Below are 16,580 nucleotides of genomic sequence, written 5' to 3'. Positions count from 1 at the left end.
CAACATTCGCTTTCATCGGTGCGATGATCTGGATTCTGGTGCGCAAGTAACAGCTTGAATTCCCGACGTTTTGCCGATTTGCTTAGACCATGGACAAAGTTGCATTGATAACCGGCGGCGCACGCGGAATTGGGCGCGCGATCGTCGAAGACCTTGGCCGCGATCACCATGTCGCCTTAACATGGCTGACAAGCGAACCCGCGCCCGAGCTATTGTGTGAGGATAATCTGGCCATTCGTTCTGATCTGTCCAAGCCGGATCAGCCTGCGAAGGTGATCGCGCAGGTGATGGAACGCTTTGGACGTCTAGATGTGATCGTCAACAATGCCGGCTTGGTGAAATCCACGCCAAAAGAGGTGTTTCAAGCCGAGGATCATCGCGCCATTCTGGACCTGAACCTGCTGGCTCCAGCCGCGTTGTTGACCGCCGCGCTGCCGCATCTGAAACGCGATGCCTCAATTGTCAGCATCTCATCAATGAACGCGGTCCTGCCGCCCCGTGACGCGGTGACCTATGGCGCCAGCAAGGCAGCGTTGAACCTGTGGACCCGCGCCATGGCTAAAGAACTTGGACCAGAAGGAATACGGGTCAATGCGGTGGCGCCTGGGGCGATCAATATTCCCGAAGCGCCCCGGCCCGAGGAACTGACAGCGCTATTCGTCAAAGATACGGCGCTGGGTCGTGCTGGTAAGCCCGAGGATATTGCCAAGGTGGTCAGGTTTCTTGCCTCCGATGCCGCGTCCTTCATAACTGGTGAGGTTCTGGGCGTGACCGGCGGCTACCGCCTATGACCCGCCTGCGGCCTTCTCAAGTGCGGGGCGAATTGTGCTTTCGATCACCCGCTGCGTGATCGGCCCGGCCCAACGCAGGATGATCGTGCCTTCGCCGTCGATCACATAGGTCTCGGGTACGCCATAAACGCCCCAATCCAACCCCATCCGGCCTTGTTCATCGCGTCCGATTCCGGCATAGGGATCGCCCAGCTCGGTCAGGAAGGCTTCGGCATTGCCCAGCTGGTCTTTGTAGTTGATCCCGTAGACAGGGATTCCCTCGTCAGACAGAGCCTGCAGATTGGGGTGTTCAACGCGGCACGGGGCGCACCAGCTGGCCCAATAGTTGACCAGCTTGACCTCGCCGTCGCGCAGGGTTTCGTCGTCAAAGCCAGGCTTACCCGCGAATTCCGTCAGAACCACGGGCGGAGCTGGCTGGCCCTCACGCGCAGAAGGTAATGCGTTGGGATCATCGCGAAACATGCCGATGCCTGCGAGCACAGCGAAGGCTCCGAAAATCAGCGGAGGAGCTATCATCAGGGGTGATATCTTAGCCATTGCGCGACATCCTCTGCTCAACCTTCTCCATCTCGGCTCGCATCTTGCGGCCACGCATCACACTGAAGCCGACCAATGCAATCAGAAGCCCAAGGGACACTACATAAGACCACAAGACAGTATCAGCGTATTTACCAAGATCCGGGATCATCCGTTCACCCTTTCCCGCGCCAGCAACGCTTTGATCCGGCGAGCGCGAATTTCCGTGCCCGTACGATAGAGGACGAGTGCAATGAACAGCAGCACGAATCCAATGATACAAAGGAGCAATGGATAGAAATAGATATTGCTGACCTTCTCTTCGGTGTCGGTGCCAGTAATGGCCCCGGCACGCATCACCGAGGCCCCCTGGTGCAGCCCCTGGTTCCAGAAATTAACCGCATAGCGGCTGAGGATCGCAAAGACCGAGCCTACAAGGCACAGAACCGACGTCAGGTCTGCCGCTGTATCGGGGTCTTCGATTGCTTCCCACAAGGCGACATAGCCCAGATAAAACAGGAACAGAATCAGGAACGAGGTCAGGCGCGGGTCCCAGGCCCACCAAGTGCCCCACATGGGCTGCCCCCAGATCGCGCCCGTAGCCAGTGCGATCAGTGTCATCACGATGCCAATAGGTGCTGCTGCACGCGCCGCCAGCGCGCTGACATGGTGGCGGCGGACCAGCCAGACCAACGAGGTTGCCAGCATCATCAGCCAGCAATTGATCGCCATCAGCGCCGATGGAACGTGCAGATAGATGATCTTTACCGTTGAGCCTTGCTTGTAGTCATCCGGCGTGAAGAAAAATCCCCAGACCAGTCCTACGATCAAGCAAACAGCCGAACTGATCCAAAAGAACGGCAAGACGCGCTCGCTGGTGGCGAGGAACTTGCGCGGGTTGGCATATTCCCAGAGGGAGCTGGCTTTGGCTGTGATTGTCATGAGCCCTATCTAGTCCGAGTCGGCGTGGTTCTCAATTGACCTCAGTCAATCTTGGCCCTCGTCACCGAAGATTGATCCGCAACACGGCGGCGCTGGCAAAAGGTAATAGTGCAACTGTCGCGGCAGTAGTCCCCGCCAACATCAATAGTGGAGTTTGCGTCTCCATACCCGTTGCGCCGCGTCGAGCGACCTCGGCCCCGAAAATCAGGGTCGGCACATAGAGCGGCAAAACCAACAGCGACAGCAGCAACCCGCCGCGTTTCAGACCAACGGTGAGAGCCGCGCCAAAGGTGCCGATAACGCTCATCGCCGGTGTGCCGATCAGCAAGGAGATCACCAGCCAGGAGAATCCCGGAACCGGCAGGTTCAGCAACACGCCCAGAAATGGGGCCGCCAGAACCAGTGGTAATCCGGTGGTAAGCCAATGCGCCAGCGCCTTGATGGTAACAACCGCCTCAAGTGGTAGTGGCGCGGTGGCAAGCAGATCAAGCGAGCCGTCCTCCCAATCCAGCGCCAGCAGACGATCAAGTGAAAGGAGGCAAGCCAGCAATGCACCCAGCCAGAGAACGCCCGGAGCGATGGTTGAAAGCAGCGAAGATTGCGGGCCGACGGAGAACGGTACCAAAACGGTAACGATCAGGAAGAATGCCAGCCCCAATCCAAACCCTCCACCCGCGCGGAAAGCCAGTTTCAGGTCACGCAACAGCAGGGCAATCACAAGAAGCCTCCGTCGAAATCATCGATGGGTTTGGGCTTGGCCTTGTTGGGGCCGACATCCAGAACCTCGCCGTCAAGACCAAGGTCGATATGGGTTGCGATCAAGGTCGAACCGCCCTGCCCCAGATGCGCGCGAACGGCGTCCGCGAACATCTGTACCGCGTTTTTGTCCAAGGACACGGTTGGTTCGTCCAGCATCCAGATCGGTCGTTCGGTGACCAGCATCCGAGCCAATCCCAAGCGCCGTTTCTGCCCAGCAGACAGGTTGCCTGCGTGTCGGTCGCCCAGTTCATTCAGCTCAAACGCATCGAGAGCGTGCTGAATATCGTGAGTGCCAAAAACAGATGCCCAGAACTTGAGGTTTTCAACCACGGTCAGTGTGGGCTTCAGCCCGTCAGAGTGGGACGCATAGGCGATCTGATCTTCCGCCCCTTCGATCCGGCCCGCCAGCGGTGGTTGCAACCCGGCAAGCGTGCGTAACAGCGTGGTTTTACCAATCCCGTTTGGCCCTCGCAGGATCAACGCCTTTCCGGCCCCAAGCGAAAAGCTCAGCCCTTCCAGCACAGGAACGCCACCGCGCGCAATGGCCAGATCGGTTACTTTCAAAGTCATAGAGCCCGCTTAGCGGATTGTGCGGATGCGCAAAAGGTCGGAATTGCCGCAGAGTGGTTGAGACTGAGCAGAGCGAGGGGCCAGCCCCTCGCGCTCCCCGGGATATTTTTGGCCAGATGAAGGGCAGATCCTCAAACAGGCATCAATGCGAGGGCAACACGGCGACCTTCTGACAGCAACACGTTATAGGTGCGACAGGCAGCGGGAGAGTTCATGATTTCAACTCCAATACCTGCTTCTTCCAGTGTTGCGCGCAGACTGGCGGGAATGTGGCAGAGATCTTTGCCGGTTCCGATGAACAGAACATCAATATGTTCGGACAAGGCCAACAATGGGGTCACATCAGAATAACCCGCCCAAGCCGATGTGCCGTTGGGGCCTGTCAGAACGGCACCATCAAAGACCTGCCCTCCGATCCGAAAGAACCCCGGACCATAGCCATCGACAGGTTGTGCGTTTGTATATGTGATCTCATTCAGGCGCATGCGCAGGGTTCTATCCCCAAAGTGGCAGACCCGACAAGGCCGCCATTGCGATCACCAGATAAGCCACACCGCGATACAGTTTTCCGTGTTCCGGCCGAAACATCCAGCCGCCCAGCCAGTTGCCCGCGATATTGGGTATCGCAAGCGCAAGGCCCAATCCGATGCTTTCAACTGAAAGGCGCCCCATACCGCCGAGATATCCAAGGATCAGAATATCGAACCCAAACAGGAACAGCAGAATTGTCGCGCGGATGATCTCGACCGGTAATGGGCGCGACATGTAGAACAGAATAACGGCGGGCCCCGGTAACCCGGCAATGCCGCCAAGGAACCCTGCAGCCCCGCCGATAACAGTGACCATGCGCCGCCGCACCTCTCCGCGATATCGCAGGCCCAGTATCAATACGACCAGCATCGACAGCGAAATCAGGCTGACCAGATAGCGAAACACTTCGGGGTCTGAACGGGTTAGCAGCCATAAACCCATCGGCAAGATCAACCCGCAGCCAAGCAAAAGCCGAAACAGATCGCCCTTGTCAACGACAGCCCAAGCACGGCGCAAATTGGGGATCGGGCCAAAGATGTCCATGACCGTCAGCGCGATGATGGCACCAAACGGTCCAAGATATGGGCTGGCGATGGGTAGAAAGATTAGCGCTGTACCAAAGCCCGAGAAACCGCGCACGATGCCACCGATAAAGGCGGCAAAAACAATGACGGCCAGACCGGTTGGGGTCTGGCCGAAATATTCAGGCGTCAATATTGGCAAACTGGTTGCCCGACGTATTCGACGGTTTTGACCAGTCTCGTTTGACCCCCAGCCACAGCAGGATGGTCGAGGCCACGAAGACCGAGGAATAGGTCCCGACAATCACGCCCCAGATCATCGCGAAGACGAAACCGCGGATCACATCCCCGCCCAGCACATAAAGCGAGATTAGCGCCAGCAGTGTGGTGACCGAGGTCATCACGGTCCGGCTAAGCGTTTCATTGATCGAGATATTCAGAACCTCTTTGAGGTCTTTCTTCTTGTACTTCCGCAGGTTCTCGCGCACCCGGTCGAAGACAACCACAGTATCGTTCAGCGAATAGCCTACGATGGTCAGAAGTGCGGCGATAATGGCCAGATCGAAACGGATTTGCAGCTCCGAGAAAATCCCGATGGTCAGGATCACGTCATGCACGAGCGCCGCCACTGCCCCGAGTGCGAACTGCCATTCGAACCTGAGCCAGATATAGACAAGCACCGCGCCGATGGCCAAGGCGACGGCGATCACAGCAGTCTGGATCAATTCGCCCGAGACCTTGGGGCCGACAGATTCGACCGAGACAAACTGGATATCCGGTGCCGCGACGGTCAAAGCCTCCTCGACGGCTGTAACGGTTGCGGCCGCCACAGCTTCGGCCCCATCCTGTGCCTGAATGCGGATCATAGCCACATTTTCATCTTCGCCGAATGTCGGGTCAAAAATCTCGGTGATGGTCACATCGCCAAGCCCAAGCGGTGCGATGGCGTCGCGATAGGCGCCCACATCGATCTCTTGCGCGGATTGCGTGCGGATCGTGGTGCCGCCCCGAAAGTCGATGCCGAAATTCAGCCCTTGCAGCAGGAAGGACGTGAAGGCGATCACCATCATCAGGCCCGAAATGCCCAGCCAGACTTTCCAGCGGCTGAAGAAATCGAACGAGGTGTTTTGCGGTACGAGTTTCAGTCTCATGTCAAACCTCGATCGTTTTCGGGCGGCGGCGTTCAAACCACATGACGATCATCAAGCGCGTCACAAAGATCGCGGTGAAGACCGAGGTTAGAATGCCCAGACCAAGCGTAATGGAGAAGCCGCGCACCGGACCACTGCCCATAGCAAACAGAATCACGGCGGTGATGAATGTGGTTACGTTGGCGTCCAGAATGGCCGACAGCGCCTTTTCATAGCCCAGCTCAATCGCGCGTGCCGGGCCTTTGGCGGATTTCAGTTCCTCGCGGATACGTTCGAAGATCAGCACATTGGCGTCCACCGCCATACCAACCGTCAGCACGATCCCCGCGATGCCTGGCAGGGTGAGCGTAGCACCAATCAGTGAGAGCAAGCCAAACAGCAGCCCAACGTTCAAGATCAGCGCGATATTGGCGAAGATGCCGAACAGGCCATAGCTGAGCGCCATAAAGACCAGCACCGCAACAAAGGCCACAATCGTTGCGACCTTACCTGCATCGATACTGTCCTGCCCCAATTCCGGGCCGATGGTCCGCTCTTCTAGAAAGTCCAGTCCCGCAGGCAACGCACCTGCGCGCAGTAGGACGGCGAGATTGGTACTCTCTTCAACTGTGAAGTTGCCAGTGATGATGCCCGAACCGCCCGGGATATGGCTTTGGATCACGGGGGCCGAGATCACCTCGTCGTCCAGAACGATGGCGAAAGGCGCCCCAATGTTTTCCAGCGTATAGTCGCCGAATTTACGCGCGCCAGACGTGTTGAACCGGAAACTGACAGCGGGGCGTCCGTTCTGGTCAAAAGATGGCTGCGCGTCGACCAGTTCCTCACCGGTTACAACGGGGGCAGCATCAAGAGTGTAATAGACCCCGTCTTCATCGATGGACGGCACAAGTTTCTCACCCACTCCCGGTATGGCGTCAGGATCAGTTCCGCGTCCTGCAACCGGATTAAAAGTCAGTTGTGCGGTTGTCCCGATGATCTCTTTGAGCTCCCCAGCGCTTCCGATACCAGGCACCTGAATCAGGATGCGATCTGCACCCTGGCGCTGGATCGTCGGTTCGCGCGTGCCAACTTCGTCGATCCGGCGGCGGATGATCTCCAGGGACTGCCGTACCGTGCGGTCGTCCGATGCAAGCTTTTCCGCCTCGGACAATTGGACGACAATGGTGTTCCCTTCGGCGCGGGCCTCGATATCTGTTGCCCCTACCCCGGTGAGCGTTTGCACCTGACGCGCCAGACCGCGCACAACCTCCAAAGCACGAGGCATACCCTCGGGCTGGCTGATAAGCACACGAATCTCATCGGGGGCCGAGTCCTGTCGGCGGATAGTGCCAACTGTCGCGCGCTCATCGCGCAGCGCATCGCGGATTTCAGGCCACATCGCCTCCATCCGGGATTCGTAGACATCGTCGACCTTGACCTCGGCCAGCAAATGCGCGCCACCGCGCAAATCCAGCCCGAGATTGACCAAAGACGAAGGCAACCAGTTCGGCCATTGCGCAGCCTCAGCCTGCATTTCAGGCGTATCAATGCCAAGTTCAATCGCGGCTTTGGCATCGTTCGATTGCTCGACCCGCGTGTAGAACGCATTCGGCAGGGCCATCAGCAGACCGATCACGCAGACCGCCCAGATCAGAACCCGCTTCCAGGAATCAATTTGCAGCATTACCCTGCCTTTTCAAGGATTTGTCGTGCGAGGTTACTTCGCCGGCTCGGTCTTGTTCAGAACCTGAGCGACGGTCGATTTGACAACGCGAACCTTTACGCCCTCGGCAATCTCGACCTCGATCTCGTTTTCGCCTTCCTTGACTTTCGACACTTTGCCGATCAGCCCACCCTGCGTGACAACCTGATCACCCCGGCGCACGGCTTCGACCATGGCTTGATGTTCCTTCATCTTTTTCTGCTGCGGACGGATCAGCAAAAAATACATGATCGCGAAGATCAGGATCAGCGGGAGAAACTGGGCGATTGCGCCACCTTCCATGGGATATTCCTTTGTTCTGATGATGCAGAGGGCTCTCTGCAAAGTTTGCGCGAACCTATGCTTTGGATCAGGCGTTTGCAAGCAAACCCACGTCCATTTCGCTTAACTGGTCCATAGGATTGCGGCGTGACGTTGCAGATATGTTCTAGGCAGAGCTCTTTAGTCGGATATAGTCATGCAGTAGGAGACGTAATGATTCAATCAATCCAGACCCTTGGCATGTTTGTCCGCCTGATTTCCGTAGCTGTATCGCTTTGCCTGTTCATACAGCCGCTTTGGGCCCAGAACACGGCTGTCGATGAGCCCAGCGTTGACGAAGTTGAATCGCAAACCTTCCAGGCCCCTGTGATCGTCGACGGCGACACTTTGTTTCATCTGCGCGGCTCCAGCGCTTTGCCTGCCCCAGAGCGGGCCGCAAGTGTGCAGAACAAGATCATTGAGGTCGCCGAAGCGTCAGAGGCGGAGCAGGTTTCCATAACTTTCGAGGATTCCGAATTCGGTATCCGAATATTTGCCGATGGCACGCAGATTTCTATTGTGACTGACGCCGATTCCGAGCTTGAGCAGATGGAGCTTAATGTTCTCAGCCTCTTGCACGGCGACGCTATAAAACAATCGATCGAGAGCTATCGTGCCAATAGAACCGAAGAGGCACGCGTGTCTGGCGCGATTGAAGCGCTGGCATGGACGCTCGGCTTTGCGCTTTTTGTCCTCATCATACTGTGGTTGCATCGGCGCATCCGCCGGCGTACGCTGAAGCTGGTCAAGCGATACCTTAAAGACGTTGAGACCGCGACCGCCAAGAGCGTACAGGCCGAGGCTATTGCCGCGCTAATCCGGTATGCTCTGAACTTCATTCTGTTGGTCGTCTTTTTCTTAGGCTTCTATTACTACCTCTCTTTCGTTTTGCTGGCCTTTGCCGAAACGCGTTACTTCGCGCAATTGCTGCTGACCTATCTGACTGAACCGGTCCTTCTGATCTTTAAAGGCGTCCTGAGTTACATCCCGAATCTGATCATGCTGGCGCTGATCACATGGATTACCCTCTATGTTATCAGAGGCATGCGTGTGTTCTTTGATGCGGTCGAGGCCGGGTCGTTCGACCTTGGCGATTTCGAAAGACACTGGGTAAACCCCACGTTCAACATCGCCCGTGTCGTGGTGATCCTGATCGCGCTGGTTTTTGCTGTACCCTACATCCCGGGATCGGATTCTGCTGCGTTCCAAGGCTTGACCATTCTCGTAGGGGCGATGCTGTCACTGGGTGCGAACTCGGTGGTCTCAAACATGCTGGCTGGTCTCTTCGTGATTTATCGCCGTTCAACCTCGATTGGCGATCGCATCCAGATCGGTGAGCATATCGGCGATGTGGTTCAGATCAAGCTGATGGAAACACATCTGAAGTCGATCAAGAATGAGCTCATCTCGATCCCGAACGCGCAATTGATGAATTCGGATGTGGTGAATTTTTCGAAAAAAACTGACGGCAGCGGGCTGTTGCTGCATACCACCGTTGGCATCGGTTATGAAGAGCCGCCCGAGAAGGTCGAGGCGATGCTGATCGAGGCCGCGCACCGCACCAAAGGGATCAAGGCCAAACCCGAACCCTTTGTTTTATGGACGGCTTTGGCTGATTACGCGATCAACTATCAGATCAATGGATACACCACGCGCGGCAGTATCATTCCCAAAATCCGGTCAGACCTGCACCGCAACATCGTCGCCGTTTTCAATGAAAATAACGTGCAGATCATGACACCTTCGTACATGGCTGATCCGCCCGAGCCGAAGATCCCGGCTGAAGAATGGGACGGCCATCTGGCGCATGAAACCCACGACGATCCCGATAAGTCGTAACCGGCGCTACACCCTGCCTTTCAGATGGTGCATAAGCGGTTTCAGTGATTCACGCAGTTAAGGATCTGAACCATGCACGACATCCGCGCCATTCGCGAAAACCCAGCCGCCTTCGACGCCGCCCTTGCGCGCCGTGGGGACGCGCCGGTGTCGTCAGATCTGCTGAGGCTGGATGAAAGCCGCCGCGCCAAGATTTTGGCCGCTGAAACCGCGCAGGCCGAGCAGAACAAGGCCAGCAAAGAGGTCGGTGCTGCCAAAGGGCGCGGGGATGAGGCCGAATTCGAACGCCTGCGCGCTCTGGTCGCCGAGAAAAAGGCCGAAGTGGCCCGGATGCAGACCGAGGCCAAGGATCTCGACGCCCTGCTGACCGATCAGCTGATCCGCATCGCCAACCTACCTGCCGAGGATGTGCCTGAAGGCGCAGATGAGAATGACAATGTCGAAATCAATCGCTGGGGCACCCCGCGCGAACTGGACTTTGCCCCGAAAGAGCATTTCGAGATCGACGCGGTGCAGAACGGCATGGATTTTGAGACGGCTGCCAAACTATCGGGTTCGCGCTTTGTGCTTCTGTCCGATGGCGTTGCACGTATTCATCGCGCGCTGGCGCAGTTCATGCTGGACACGCACATAAACGAGAACGAACTGACCGAGGTCAATGGCCCGGTTCTGGTGCTGTCCGAGATGATGCAGGGCACAGGACAATTGCCGAAATTTGGCGAGGACAGCTATCAAACCCGTGAAGGCTGGTGGTTGATCCCGACCTCCGAGGTCTCGCTGACCAATATCGTCAATGATACGATGATCGAGGAAAGCTACCTGCCCCGTCGTTATACCGCGCATTCCCTGTGCTTCCGGTCCGAGGCCGGATCGGCAGGCAAGGACACGCGCGGGATGCTGCGTCAGCACCAGTTCGAAAAGGTCGAGATGGTTTCGGTCACGCACCCGGACAAATCGGATGACGAGCAGAAACGCATGCTACGCTGCGCCGAGGGGATTTTGGAAAAGCTGGGCATCCCCTATCGCACCGTGATCCTGTGTACCGGCGATATGGGCTTTGGCGCCCGCCGTACCTTTGACATCGAGGCCTGGTTGCCTGGTCAGAACACCTATCGCGAGATCAGCTCGGTCTCGACCTGTGGCGATTTCCAGGCCCGTCGCATGAATGCGCGGTTCCGCCCTGAGGCTGGTGGCAAACCGGAATACGTTCACACTCTGAACGGCTCTGGTCTGGCTGTTGGGCGCTGCCTGATTGCTGTTTTGGAGAACGGTCAAAACGCGGATGGAACAGTCACCCTGCCCGAGGTTCTGGCGCCCTATCTGGGTGGCAAGCTGACCCTTCAGACGGACGGCACATTGGCATAAGAAAACCGGCGGGCCGAGGTCGCCGGTTTAACAAGATCAGAGGCGGAGAAGTCTTACTTCTTCGCCTTTTTCTTATCCTTCTTCTTGCCGGGCTTTTTGTCGGATTTCTTCTTGTCATCCTTCTTTTTGCCATCCTTTTTGGGCTTTTTATCTTTCTTGCCCTTCTTGGACTTTTCCTTGACCTTTTCCTTGGCCTTGGAAAACGCCGCTTCCATCTCGGATTTCTTCTTAGCGGCTTTTTCCGCCTTGGCTTTCGCCTTGGCCTTTTTCTTTGCTTTGGCTTCCGCAGCCGCCTGTTCCGCCTTGGCCCTCTCTTCTTCGGTCTTGCGTGCGGCCTTGGCCTTGTTCGCAGCCGCGTTGCTCTTTGCCGTCGCGCGCTGTACAGGCGATTTCCGATCCGCTGGCTTGCGGGCGGCTGTTCGACGCGCTGGCGCTTGGTTTGCCGGCTTCGGCTTTGCCACAGCCACTTCTTTTGCTGCCGAAATCAACCGAGCCGCGCGGGCGATACCTATGCGGGGAACACTGGACAAATCCTCGGGTTTGGCCTTGGCAATCGCCTCTGCCGTTTTAAAGCCCTTTGCATTCAGGGCCTGGGCCAGCGCTGGTCCAACACCACGCACCTCGGTAACTGCGGTCATTTCGGTTCCTTTCGTTGTCACTCCCCGTCATGTACATACACAGCATATACACCACAGCAAGAGCGTTGAATCCACTACCAGACTGGGTGTTATCCGCTTTCGGCCAGACGATGGCCTGCGGCGCGGTCGGGAAATGGGACAAGCCGTTTAGCGTCTTCATCCCAAAGTTTCAGGTTCAGTGCCGCCACCGCCTCGGGGAATTTGATCCGTCGAGGCGTGTATTCGGGCGGCAGGTTATAGTGGCACGCGCGCAGCTTGTAAGATGGAATACGCGCGTTGAAATGGTGAATGTCATGCAGCGTGATGCAGGCCACGGCATTGTCGAACCACCAGCCGAAATCCAAAGCTGACGATCCCTGAAGCGCCGCAAGTTTTGGATCAAGATCAGGGCGGCGATCCCAGTACGTATCTTCAAAATTGTGCTGCAGATATACGAGGAACACACCCAGCATCCCGCCCAACAGCGAGAATACCAGCCAGATCAAGATGCCGGTGCTACCCGCAATCAGATAAAGCAATCCCAGAAAAACAACGATCGAGAGGTTGTGCATCAGCACCCCCATCACACCGAAGCGGATTGTGTTCTTGGGCCAGCGGTAGCGGATGAAATAGGTGAACATTGCCCCGACCGGCACCAGAATGAAGGGATTCCGATACAACCGGTAGAACAAGCGCTTTTTCCAATCTGCCTCATTCCATTCGCGAAGCGTCATGGTGTGAATTTCACCGGTCTCGCGATGTTCGAGGTTACCAATGCCGGAATGGTGCAGATTATGGTTCTGCTTCATCACTTCAAACGGCGCGAAAGTAAAAGGTGACAACCCATGGCCCGCCCATTCGTTTTGCAGGCGGGTCTCAAACAACGAATGGTGCCCGCAATCATGCTGCAGCACATAAAGGCGCACAGCGGAGAAGGCGAACGCAATCCCCGCCGGGATCATGATATACCAGCGGTCAACATAGGTGATCGCCAGCGTAAGCGATGCAAAATACACCGCGAACGTTCCGAAATAGCTCAGCGCGGCAAGTCTGTTGTCCTGAACCGCGTATTGTCTTGTATATTCTCTCAGATCCATCACGCCCGCTCCCCAGGGTGGTCCGACCAATCGCAAACTCAAAATTAAGTGCGGAAAGCCCGCAAACAAGCAGCGCGCACAATACAAATGCACGCACTTGAATGCTAGCGCGCGGAAACGGGGCTGTCACGCCCCCTCTCTGAAAATGCTGAAAATTAGCGCAGTTACGCGCGTCCCTTGAGATGCTTGGCCAGGGCGCCCGCGTTTTTCTTGCGCCGCCCTTTATAGGGGTTCTTGTCCCCTTGCCCGCGCAAGGTCAGCCGGATTGGGGTGCCAGGCATGTCAAAATCTTCGCGCAATCCATTGACCAGGTAACGGTTATAGCTTTCGGGCATTTTGTCCGGGTGCGAGCACATCACAACGAAGCCCGGCGGGCGGGTCTTGGCCTGCGTCATATACCGCAGCTTGATCCGGCGCCCCTGCGGGGCTGGCGGCGGGTGCTGTTCCAGCATGGCGGTCAGCCAACGGTTCAGCGCAGCGGTTGGTACACGGCGATTCCACACGTCATGGGCACGCAATATCGCGGCGCGCAGACGTTCAAGCCCACGGCCCGTTTTTGCAGAAACAGTGATCAGAGGTGCGCCGCGCAGCTGTGGCAGCAGCCGTTCGAACGACTCTTTCAGATCGCGCAGTTTTTCCTGCTTGTTGTCTTCGACATCCCATTTGTTGACGGCTACGACCACGGCGCGGCCTTCGCGTTCAGCCAGATCGGCGATCCGCAGGTCCTGTTGTTCGAATGGGATGGCCGCGTCCAACAAAACCACAACGACCTCAGCGAACTTCACCGCGCGCAGGCCGTCCGAGACCGAGAGCTTTTCAAGCTTCTCCTGCACCTTGGCCTTTTTACGCATACCGGCGGTATCAAATATCCGCATCGGGGTGCTGCTGCCATCAGGGTCGGCCCAATCGATCTGCAAGCTGATCGCATCGCGGGTGATCCCGGCCTCGGGGCCAGTCAACAGACGATCTTCGCCGATGATCTTGTTGATCAGCGTAGATTTTCCGGCGTTTGGACGTCCAACTACGGCAACTTGCAAGGGCTTGTCGGCGGTGATCAGCGGGGTTTCGCCCTCACCCTCTTCGTCCAGTTCAATATCGGTCTGCGGTGTTTCTTCTGCGCGCGCCTCTTCTGCCGCATCGGCCAAAGGCATCAGTTGCGCATAGAGATCGGTCATCCCCTCACCATGTTCACCCGACAGACGCACCGGCTCACCAAGGCCAAGATTGTAAGCCTCAAGCACACCCGCGTCAGCGGCGTTCCCTTCGGCCTTGTTCGCGGCAAGGATCACGTGCTTCGAGCGTTTGCGCAGAATATCGGCGAACATCTCATCGGTCGGCGTCAGACCCACCCGAGCGTCGATCATGAACAGGCAGACATCCGCCATGTCCACAGCACGCTCTGTCAGGCGACGCATCCGGCCCTGCAGGCTGTCATCCGTCGCATCCTCAAGACCCGCCGTATCGATCACGGTAAAGCGCAGATCGCCTAGACGGCCCTCACCTTCGCGCAGGTCGCGCGTTACGCCAGGCTGGTCATCGACCAAGGCCAGGCGTTTGCCCACGAGGCGATTGAACAGGGTGGATTTGCCCACATTCGGGCGCCCCACAATGGCGAGGGTCAGCGACATGATACCAATCTTTCAAGACTCAAGATGCGCCCTTTAACGCATCTTTTCGTCAACGGAAAGCGTGCAGTTCGCCCTTGGTCGACACAACATAGAGCGTCTGGCCCGCCACAACCGGTGCCGTGGTTGCACCGCCCGGCACTTCGACCTGATGCACCAGCGCACCGTCAACGGGGTTGAAGAAGCGCAGATAACCATCGTTCGAGGCCACGACAAGACGTCCACCCGCCATGATCGGGCCGTAATGAGCAAAGATCGGGCCGCGACGACCCGGCTTGTTCTTGACAAAGCCCGGCAGATCGATCGCCCAGACGGTCGAGCCCTCATTTGCATCCAACCGCACCAATTGGCTGCGGTCGCTGATCAGAAAGACACTGTTCCCAACAGGCCAGACGGTATCAACGGCACCTTCAGGCGCCGTCCAATTCCGCTCGCCCGAGTTTCCGTCAAAGGACACGGTGCGCCCCGAGTGATTGCCGATGATGACCGAATTGCCCGACACCATCGGCCCGGCGGTTACGTCCACAATCTGTGCAGTCGCGCGGCCTCTGCGCCCACCGGCCACAGAGGCATTCCAGCGCAGAATGCCGCCTTGGCGGAACGTGGCGGCAATATCGCCCGATCCAAAGGCAAAGACTGACAGGTCCGAGGCAATCACGGGCGCGGGCGCACCCAGAACGTTTCCAACACTCGGCGTGCCTTCGATCTGCCAAATGATACGGCCATCCTTGGTATTCACGGCCCAACCGGCTTCATCCCCGGCTACCAGATAAAGAATACCGCCGCTGACCAAAGGCGCTCCGCTACCGGTTGCGTTCAGACGTTTCTGCCACTTCTGAGCACCGGATTTTGCATCCAACGCCGTCAGGCGTCCAAAACCGGATGAGACGTACAAAACACCGTCGGCGTAGGCGAGCCCACCGCCCGTGGCATCCGCATCCTTTTCATTCGGCGGGATCAGGTTTGTGCTCCAGGCTACCTGCCCCTGTGGAGTGACAGCTGAAACATTCGCCCCGGAATCGAGCGTATAGATCAAACCACCTGCAACAACCGGGTCCGCGGTAATGCGCTGTTTGCGGCTGTCGCCGGAACCGATGTTGGCAGACCAAATGCGTTGTGGCGTAGCATTCAGCGCAGCGTTGGTGGTGCGGAACGCAGGCGTGCCTGCGCTTTGCGACCAACTGGCGTTGCGACTTTGTGCCGGGAGGCTGATCGGTTTGGCACCGCGTGTTTCCACGGTTTCATTGTCGATGGCGGCGCGAATATCCTCACGTTCACCCGGCAGAATGACCTCGGGCTCCTGACACGCACTGAGTGCGGAGAGCGCGATGGCCGCCACGGGCAATCCAAAGCCTGAGAAATAACGTGCTACCATGGTAAATTAACTCGCCTGTGATGTTCCGTTTCGCCGCCTCGTTAACCCTGCTGCGCCGCTACCGGCTGAGGTTCGCCGCCAAGGGCCACGATCAGCTGCGCGGCGCGCTGCTGCAGGTCAACGCTGGATTCGGCGTCCTGACGCAACGCCTGCAACCGATCCAACGCAGCTTGCGTGTTGCCTTCAGCCACATCGATCAGGGCCAGTTGTTCTTCCGCCAGCAACCGCAGCGGAGCACCGGGTATCGCCAGCGCCTCGAATTGCTGACGGCGATCTGCCACGGGCATAGTATCGGTCTGCAGCAGCAGCGCCTTGAAGCTGGCGATGGCACGGTAGATTTCGGGCAAATCACCCTGTGTAGCAATCGCGTTCAGGCTGTTTACAGCATCTTGCTCGGATCCGGCTTCGGCCTGAGACGCAGACAGCAACATGTTCAATACGGCATCCCCGCCCACCGACGCAGGATCAACCGCCTGCAGGCTCTCTGCTCGCTCAGACGATCCGTTTTCAGCAAGCGCTGAAAGAATCGCATCTCCCAACGCTTCGGCCAGATTGGTGTCGCGGGCTTTGCGATATTCGTTGAACGCGGCGCCTCCGACGATAGCTACAACAGCGACCACGCCGACCCAGCCCCAGCGGCGCAACAGCAGGTACATGCGATCGCGGCGCACCTCTTCGGTGACCTCATCAATAAAACTGTCGGCGTCGCTCATCCCTGCCCCCAGGCTCATGTGTCCGGTTTTCTAGCGCCATGTCATACCCCGGTGATCAGGCCAAGCCAAGTGCCCGATTTTACACATTTGCCTGCGTCGGCTTGACCCTTGCGCAAAAAACTAAACCGAACTATTCAGTTCAGTATGGAAAAGCCGTGCCATCTGC

At 57.5% G+C, this 16,580-nt stretch carries 18 protein-coding genes; 3 read left to right on the top strand and 15 right to left on the bottom strand.

Features of this window, described 5'->3' with window-relative positions; translation table 11 throughout:
• Positions 1–89: 89 nt before the first annotated feature.
• Positions 90–791, top strand: coding sequence for an SDR family oxidoreductase (locus ACR0NN_RS13460; RefSeq protein ID WP_170724018.1), 702 nt, complete (start codon positions 90–92; stop codon positions 789–791).
• Here ACR0NN_RS13460 and ACR0NN_RS13455 read toward each other — a convergent pair.
• From ACR0NN_RS13455 to yajC, 10 genes are all read right to left on the bottom strand, one after another.
• Entirely contained in the window at positions 786–1,328 is a 543-nt protein-coding gene (locus tag ACR0NN_RS13455; protein WP_170724017.1) for a DsbE family thiol:disulfide interchange protein, read from the bottom strand. The two genes, ACR0NN_RS13460 and ACR0NN_RS13455, sit on opposite strands and share 6 nt — an antisense overlap.
• Positions 1,321–1,479: a heme exporter protein CcmD gene (gene ccmD, locus ACR0NN_RS13450; RefSeq protein ID WP_170686203.1), complete on the bottom strand. Its 159-nt coding sequence runs from the start codon at positions 1,477–1,479 to the stop codon at positions 1,321–1,323. Before ccmD ends, ACR0NN_RS13455 begins: the two co-directional genes overlap by 8 nt.
• Positions 1,476–2,249, bottom strand: coding sequence for a heme ABC transporter permease (locus ACR0NN_RS13445; protein ID WP_170724016.1), 774 nt, complete (start codon positions 2,247–2,249; stop codon positions 1,476–1,478). Before ACR0NN_RS13445 ends, ccmD begins: the two co-directional genes overlap by 4 nt.
• 61 nt (positions 2,250–2,310) lie before the next feature.
• Positions 2,311–2,967, bottom strand: a complete 657-nt coding sequence (ccmB, locus tag ACR0NN_RS13440; protein WP_170724015.1) for a heme exporter protein CcmB — start codon at positions 2,965–2,967, stop codon at positions 2,311–2,313.
• Positions 2,964–3,578: a heme ABC exporter ATP-binding protein CcmA gene (gene ccmA / locus ACR0NN_RS13435; RefSeq protein WP_170724014.1), complete on the bottom strand. Its 615-nt coding sequence runs from the start codon at positions 3,576–3,578 to the stop codon at positions 2,964–2,966. Before ccmA ends, ccmB begins: the two co-directional genes overlap by 4 nt.
• A gap of 131 nt (positions 3,579–3,709) precedes the next feature.
• Positions 3,710–4,063, bottom strand: coding sequence for an Mth938-like domain-containing protein (locus ACR0NN_RS13430; protein WP_170724013.1), 354 nt, complete (start codon positions 4,061–4,063; stop codon positions 3,710–3,712).
• Positions 4,064–4,073: 10 nt separating this feature from the next.
• A complete protein-coding gene (locus tag ACR0NN_RS13425) occupies positions 4,074–4,823 on the bottom strand; it encodes a sulfite exporter TauE/SafE family protein (RefSeq protein ID WP_480684863.1) in 750 nt (249 codons plus the stop codon).
• On the bottom strand, positions 4,813–5,781 hold the full coding sequence (gene secF / locus ACR0NN_RS13420) for a protein translocase subunit SecF (RefSeq protein WP_170686209.1): 969 nt from the start codon (positions 5,779–5,781) through the stop codon (positions 4,813–4,815). The genes ACR0NN_RS13425 and secF overlap by 11 nt, the downstream gene beginning before the upstream one ends.
• A gap of 1 nt (position 5,782) precedes the next feature.
• Positions 5,783–7,444 (bottom strand): protein translocase subunit SecD, encoded by a 1,662-nt coding sequence (secD, locus tag ACR0NN_RS13415; protein ID WP_170686210.1) that lies wholly within the window; start codon positions 7,442–7,444, stop codon positions 5,783–5,785.
• 33 nt (positions 7,445–7,477) lie between these two features.
• A complete protein-coding gene (gene yajC / locus ACR0NN_RS13410) occupies positions 7,478–7,765 on the bottom strand; it encodes a preprotein translocase subunit YajC (protein ID WP_170686211.1) in 288 nt (95 codons plus the stop codon).
• A 192-nt stretch (positions 7,766–7,957) separates the two neighbouring features.
• Between yajC and ACR0NN_RS13405 the strand changes: the two genes are divergently transcribed.
• Together ACR0NN_RS13405 and serS are read left to right on the top strand one after the other, a co-directional pair.
• On the top strand, positions 7,958–9,622 hold the full coding sequence (locus ACR0NN_RS13405; RefSeq protein ID WP_170724011.1) for a mechanosensitive ion channel domain-containing protein: 1,665 nt from the start codon (positions 7,958–7,960) through the stop codon (positions 9,620–9,622).
• A 72-nt stretch (positions 9,623–9,694) separates the two neighbouring features.
• Positions 9,695–10,987, top strand: a complete 1,293-nt coding sequence (gene serS, locus ACR0NN_RS13400; RefSeq protein WP_480684860.1) for a serine--tRNA ligase — start codon at positions 9,695–9,697, stop codon at positions 10,985–10,987.
• 53 nt (positions 10,988–11,040) lie between these two features.
• Here the strand turns inward: serS and ACR0NN_RS13395 are convergent, their stop codons facing one another.
• The 5 genes from ACR0NN_RS13395 to ACR0NN_RS13375 form a co-directional block, all read right to left on the bottom strand.
• Positions 11,041–11,625 carry a helix-hairpin-helix domain-containing protein gene (locus ACR0NN_RS13395; protein ID WP_170724009.1) on the bottom strand — a complete coding sequence of 195 codons (585 nt, stop codon included), beginning with the start codon at positions 11,623–11,625 and terminating at the stop codon, positions 11,041–11,043.
• Positions 11,626–11,714: 89 nt separating this feature from the next.
• On the bottom strand, positions 11,715–12,701 hold the full coding sequence (locus ACR0NN_RS13390) for a fatty acid desaturase (RefSeq protein ID WP_170724008.1): 987 nt from the start codon (positions 12,699–12,701) through the stop codon (positions 11,715–11,717).
• 164 nt (positions 12,702–12,865) lie between these two features.
• Positions 12,866–14,329 carry a ribosome biogenesis GTPase Der gene (gene der, locus ACR0NN_RS13385; RefSeq protein WP_170686216.1) on the bottom strand — a complete coding sequence of 488 codons (1,464 nt, stop codon included), beginning with the start codon at positions 14,327–14,329 and terminating at the stop codon, positions 12,866–12,868.
• Positions 14,330–14,378: 49 nt separating this feature from the next.
• Positions 14,379–15,701, bottom strand: a complete 1,323-nt coding sequence (locus ACR0NN_RS13380) for a PQQ-like beta-propeller repeat protein (RefSeq protein ID WP_170724007.1) — start codon at positions 15,699–15,701, stop codon at positions 14,379–14,381.
• Between the two features lie 41 nt (positions 15,702–15,742).
• Positions 15,743–16,414: a hypothetical protein gene (locus ACR0NN_RS13375; protein WP_170724006.1), complete on the bottom strand. Its 672-nt coding sequence runs from the start codon at positions 16,412–16,414 to the stop codon at positions 15,743–15,745.
• Positions 16,415–16,580 lie beyond the last annotated feature (166 nt).

The organism is Ruegeria sp. BA2 (genome assembly GCF_056539605.1).
The sequence above is the reverse complement of the archived record's forward strand: the minus strand, read 5'-3'. Positions and strand labels throughout refer to the sequence as shown.

Bases quoted from the DNA above. Each gene is read 5' to 3' on its own strand.
- ACR0NN_RS13445 (WP_170724016.1), bottom strand. From the start codon at position 2,249: ATGACAATCACAGCCAAAGCCAGCTCCCTCTGGGAATATGCCAACCCG.
- secD (WP_170686210.1), bottom strand. From the start codon at position 7,444: ATGCTGCAAATTGATTCCTGGAAGCGGGTTCTGATCTGGGCGGTCTGC.
- der (WP_170686216.1), bottom strand. From the start codon at position 14,329: ATGTCGCTGACCCTCGCCATTGTGGGGCGCCCGAATGTGGGCAAATCC.
- serS (WP_480684860.1), top strand. From the start codon at position 9,695: ATGCACGACATCCGCGCCATTCGCGAAAACCCAGCCGCCTTCGACGCC.
- ACR0NN_RS13460 (WP_170724018.1), top strand. From the start codon at position 90: ATGGACAAAGTTGCATTGATAACCGGCGGCGCACGCGGAATTGGGCGC.
- secF (WP_170686209.1), bottom strand. From the start codon at position 5,781: ATGAGACTGAAACTCGTACCGCAAAACACCTCGTTCGATTTCTTCAGC.
- ccmA (WP_170724014.1), bottom strand. From the start codon at position 3,578: ATGACTTTGAAAGTAACCGATCTGGCCATTGCGCGCGGTGGCGTTCCT.
- ACR0NN_RS13395 (WP_170724009.1), bottom strand. From the start codon at position 11,625: ATGACCGCAGTTACCGAGGTGCGTGGTGTTGGACCAGCGCTGGCCCAG.
- ccmD (WP_170686203.1), bottom strand. From the start codon at position 1,479: ATGATCCCGGATCTTGGTAAATACGCTGATACTGTCTTGTGGTCTTAT.
- yajC (WP_170686211.1), bottom strand. From the start codon at position 7,765: ATGGAAGGTGGCGCAATCGCCCAGTTTCTCCCGCTGATCCTGATCTTC.
- ACR0NN_RS13405 (WP_170724011.1), top strand. From the start codon at position 7,958: ATGATTCAATCAATCCAGACCCTTGGCATGTTTGTCCGCCTGATTTCC.
- ACR0NN_RS13375 (WP_170724006.1), bottom strand. From the start codon at position 16,414: ATGAGCGACGCCGACAGTTTTATTGATGAGGTCACCGAAGAGGTGCGC.
- ACR0NN_RS13390 (WP_170724008.1), bottom strand. From the start codon at position 12,701: ATGGATCTGAGAGAATATACAAGACAATACGCGGTTCAGGACAACAGA.
- ACR0NN_RS13455 (WP_170724017.1), bottom strand. From the start codon at position 1,328: ATGGCTAAGATATCACCCCTGATGATAGCTCCTCCGCTGATTTTCGGA.
- ACR0NN_RS13380 (WP_170724007.1), bottom strand. From the start codon at position 15,701: ATGGTAGCACGTTATTTCTCAGGCTTTGGATTGCCCGTGGCGGCCATC.
- ACR0NN_RS13430 (WP_170724013.1), bottom strand. From the start codon at position 4,063: ATGCGCCTGAATGAGATCACATATACAAACGCACAACCTGTCGATGGC.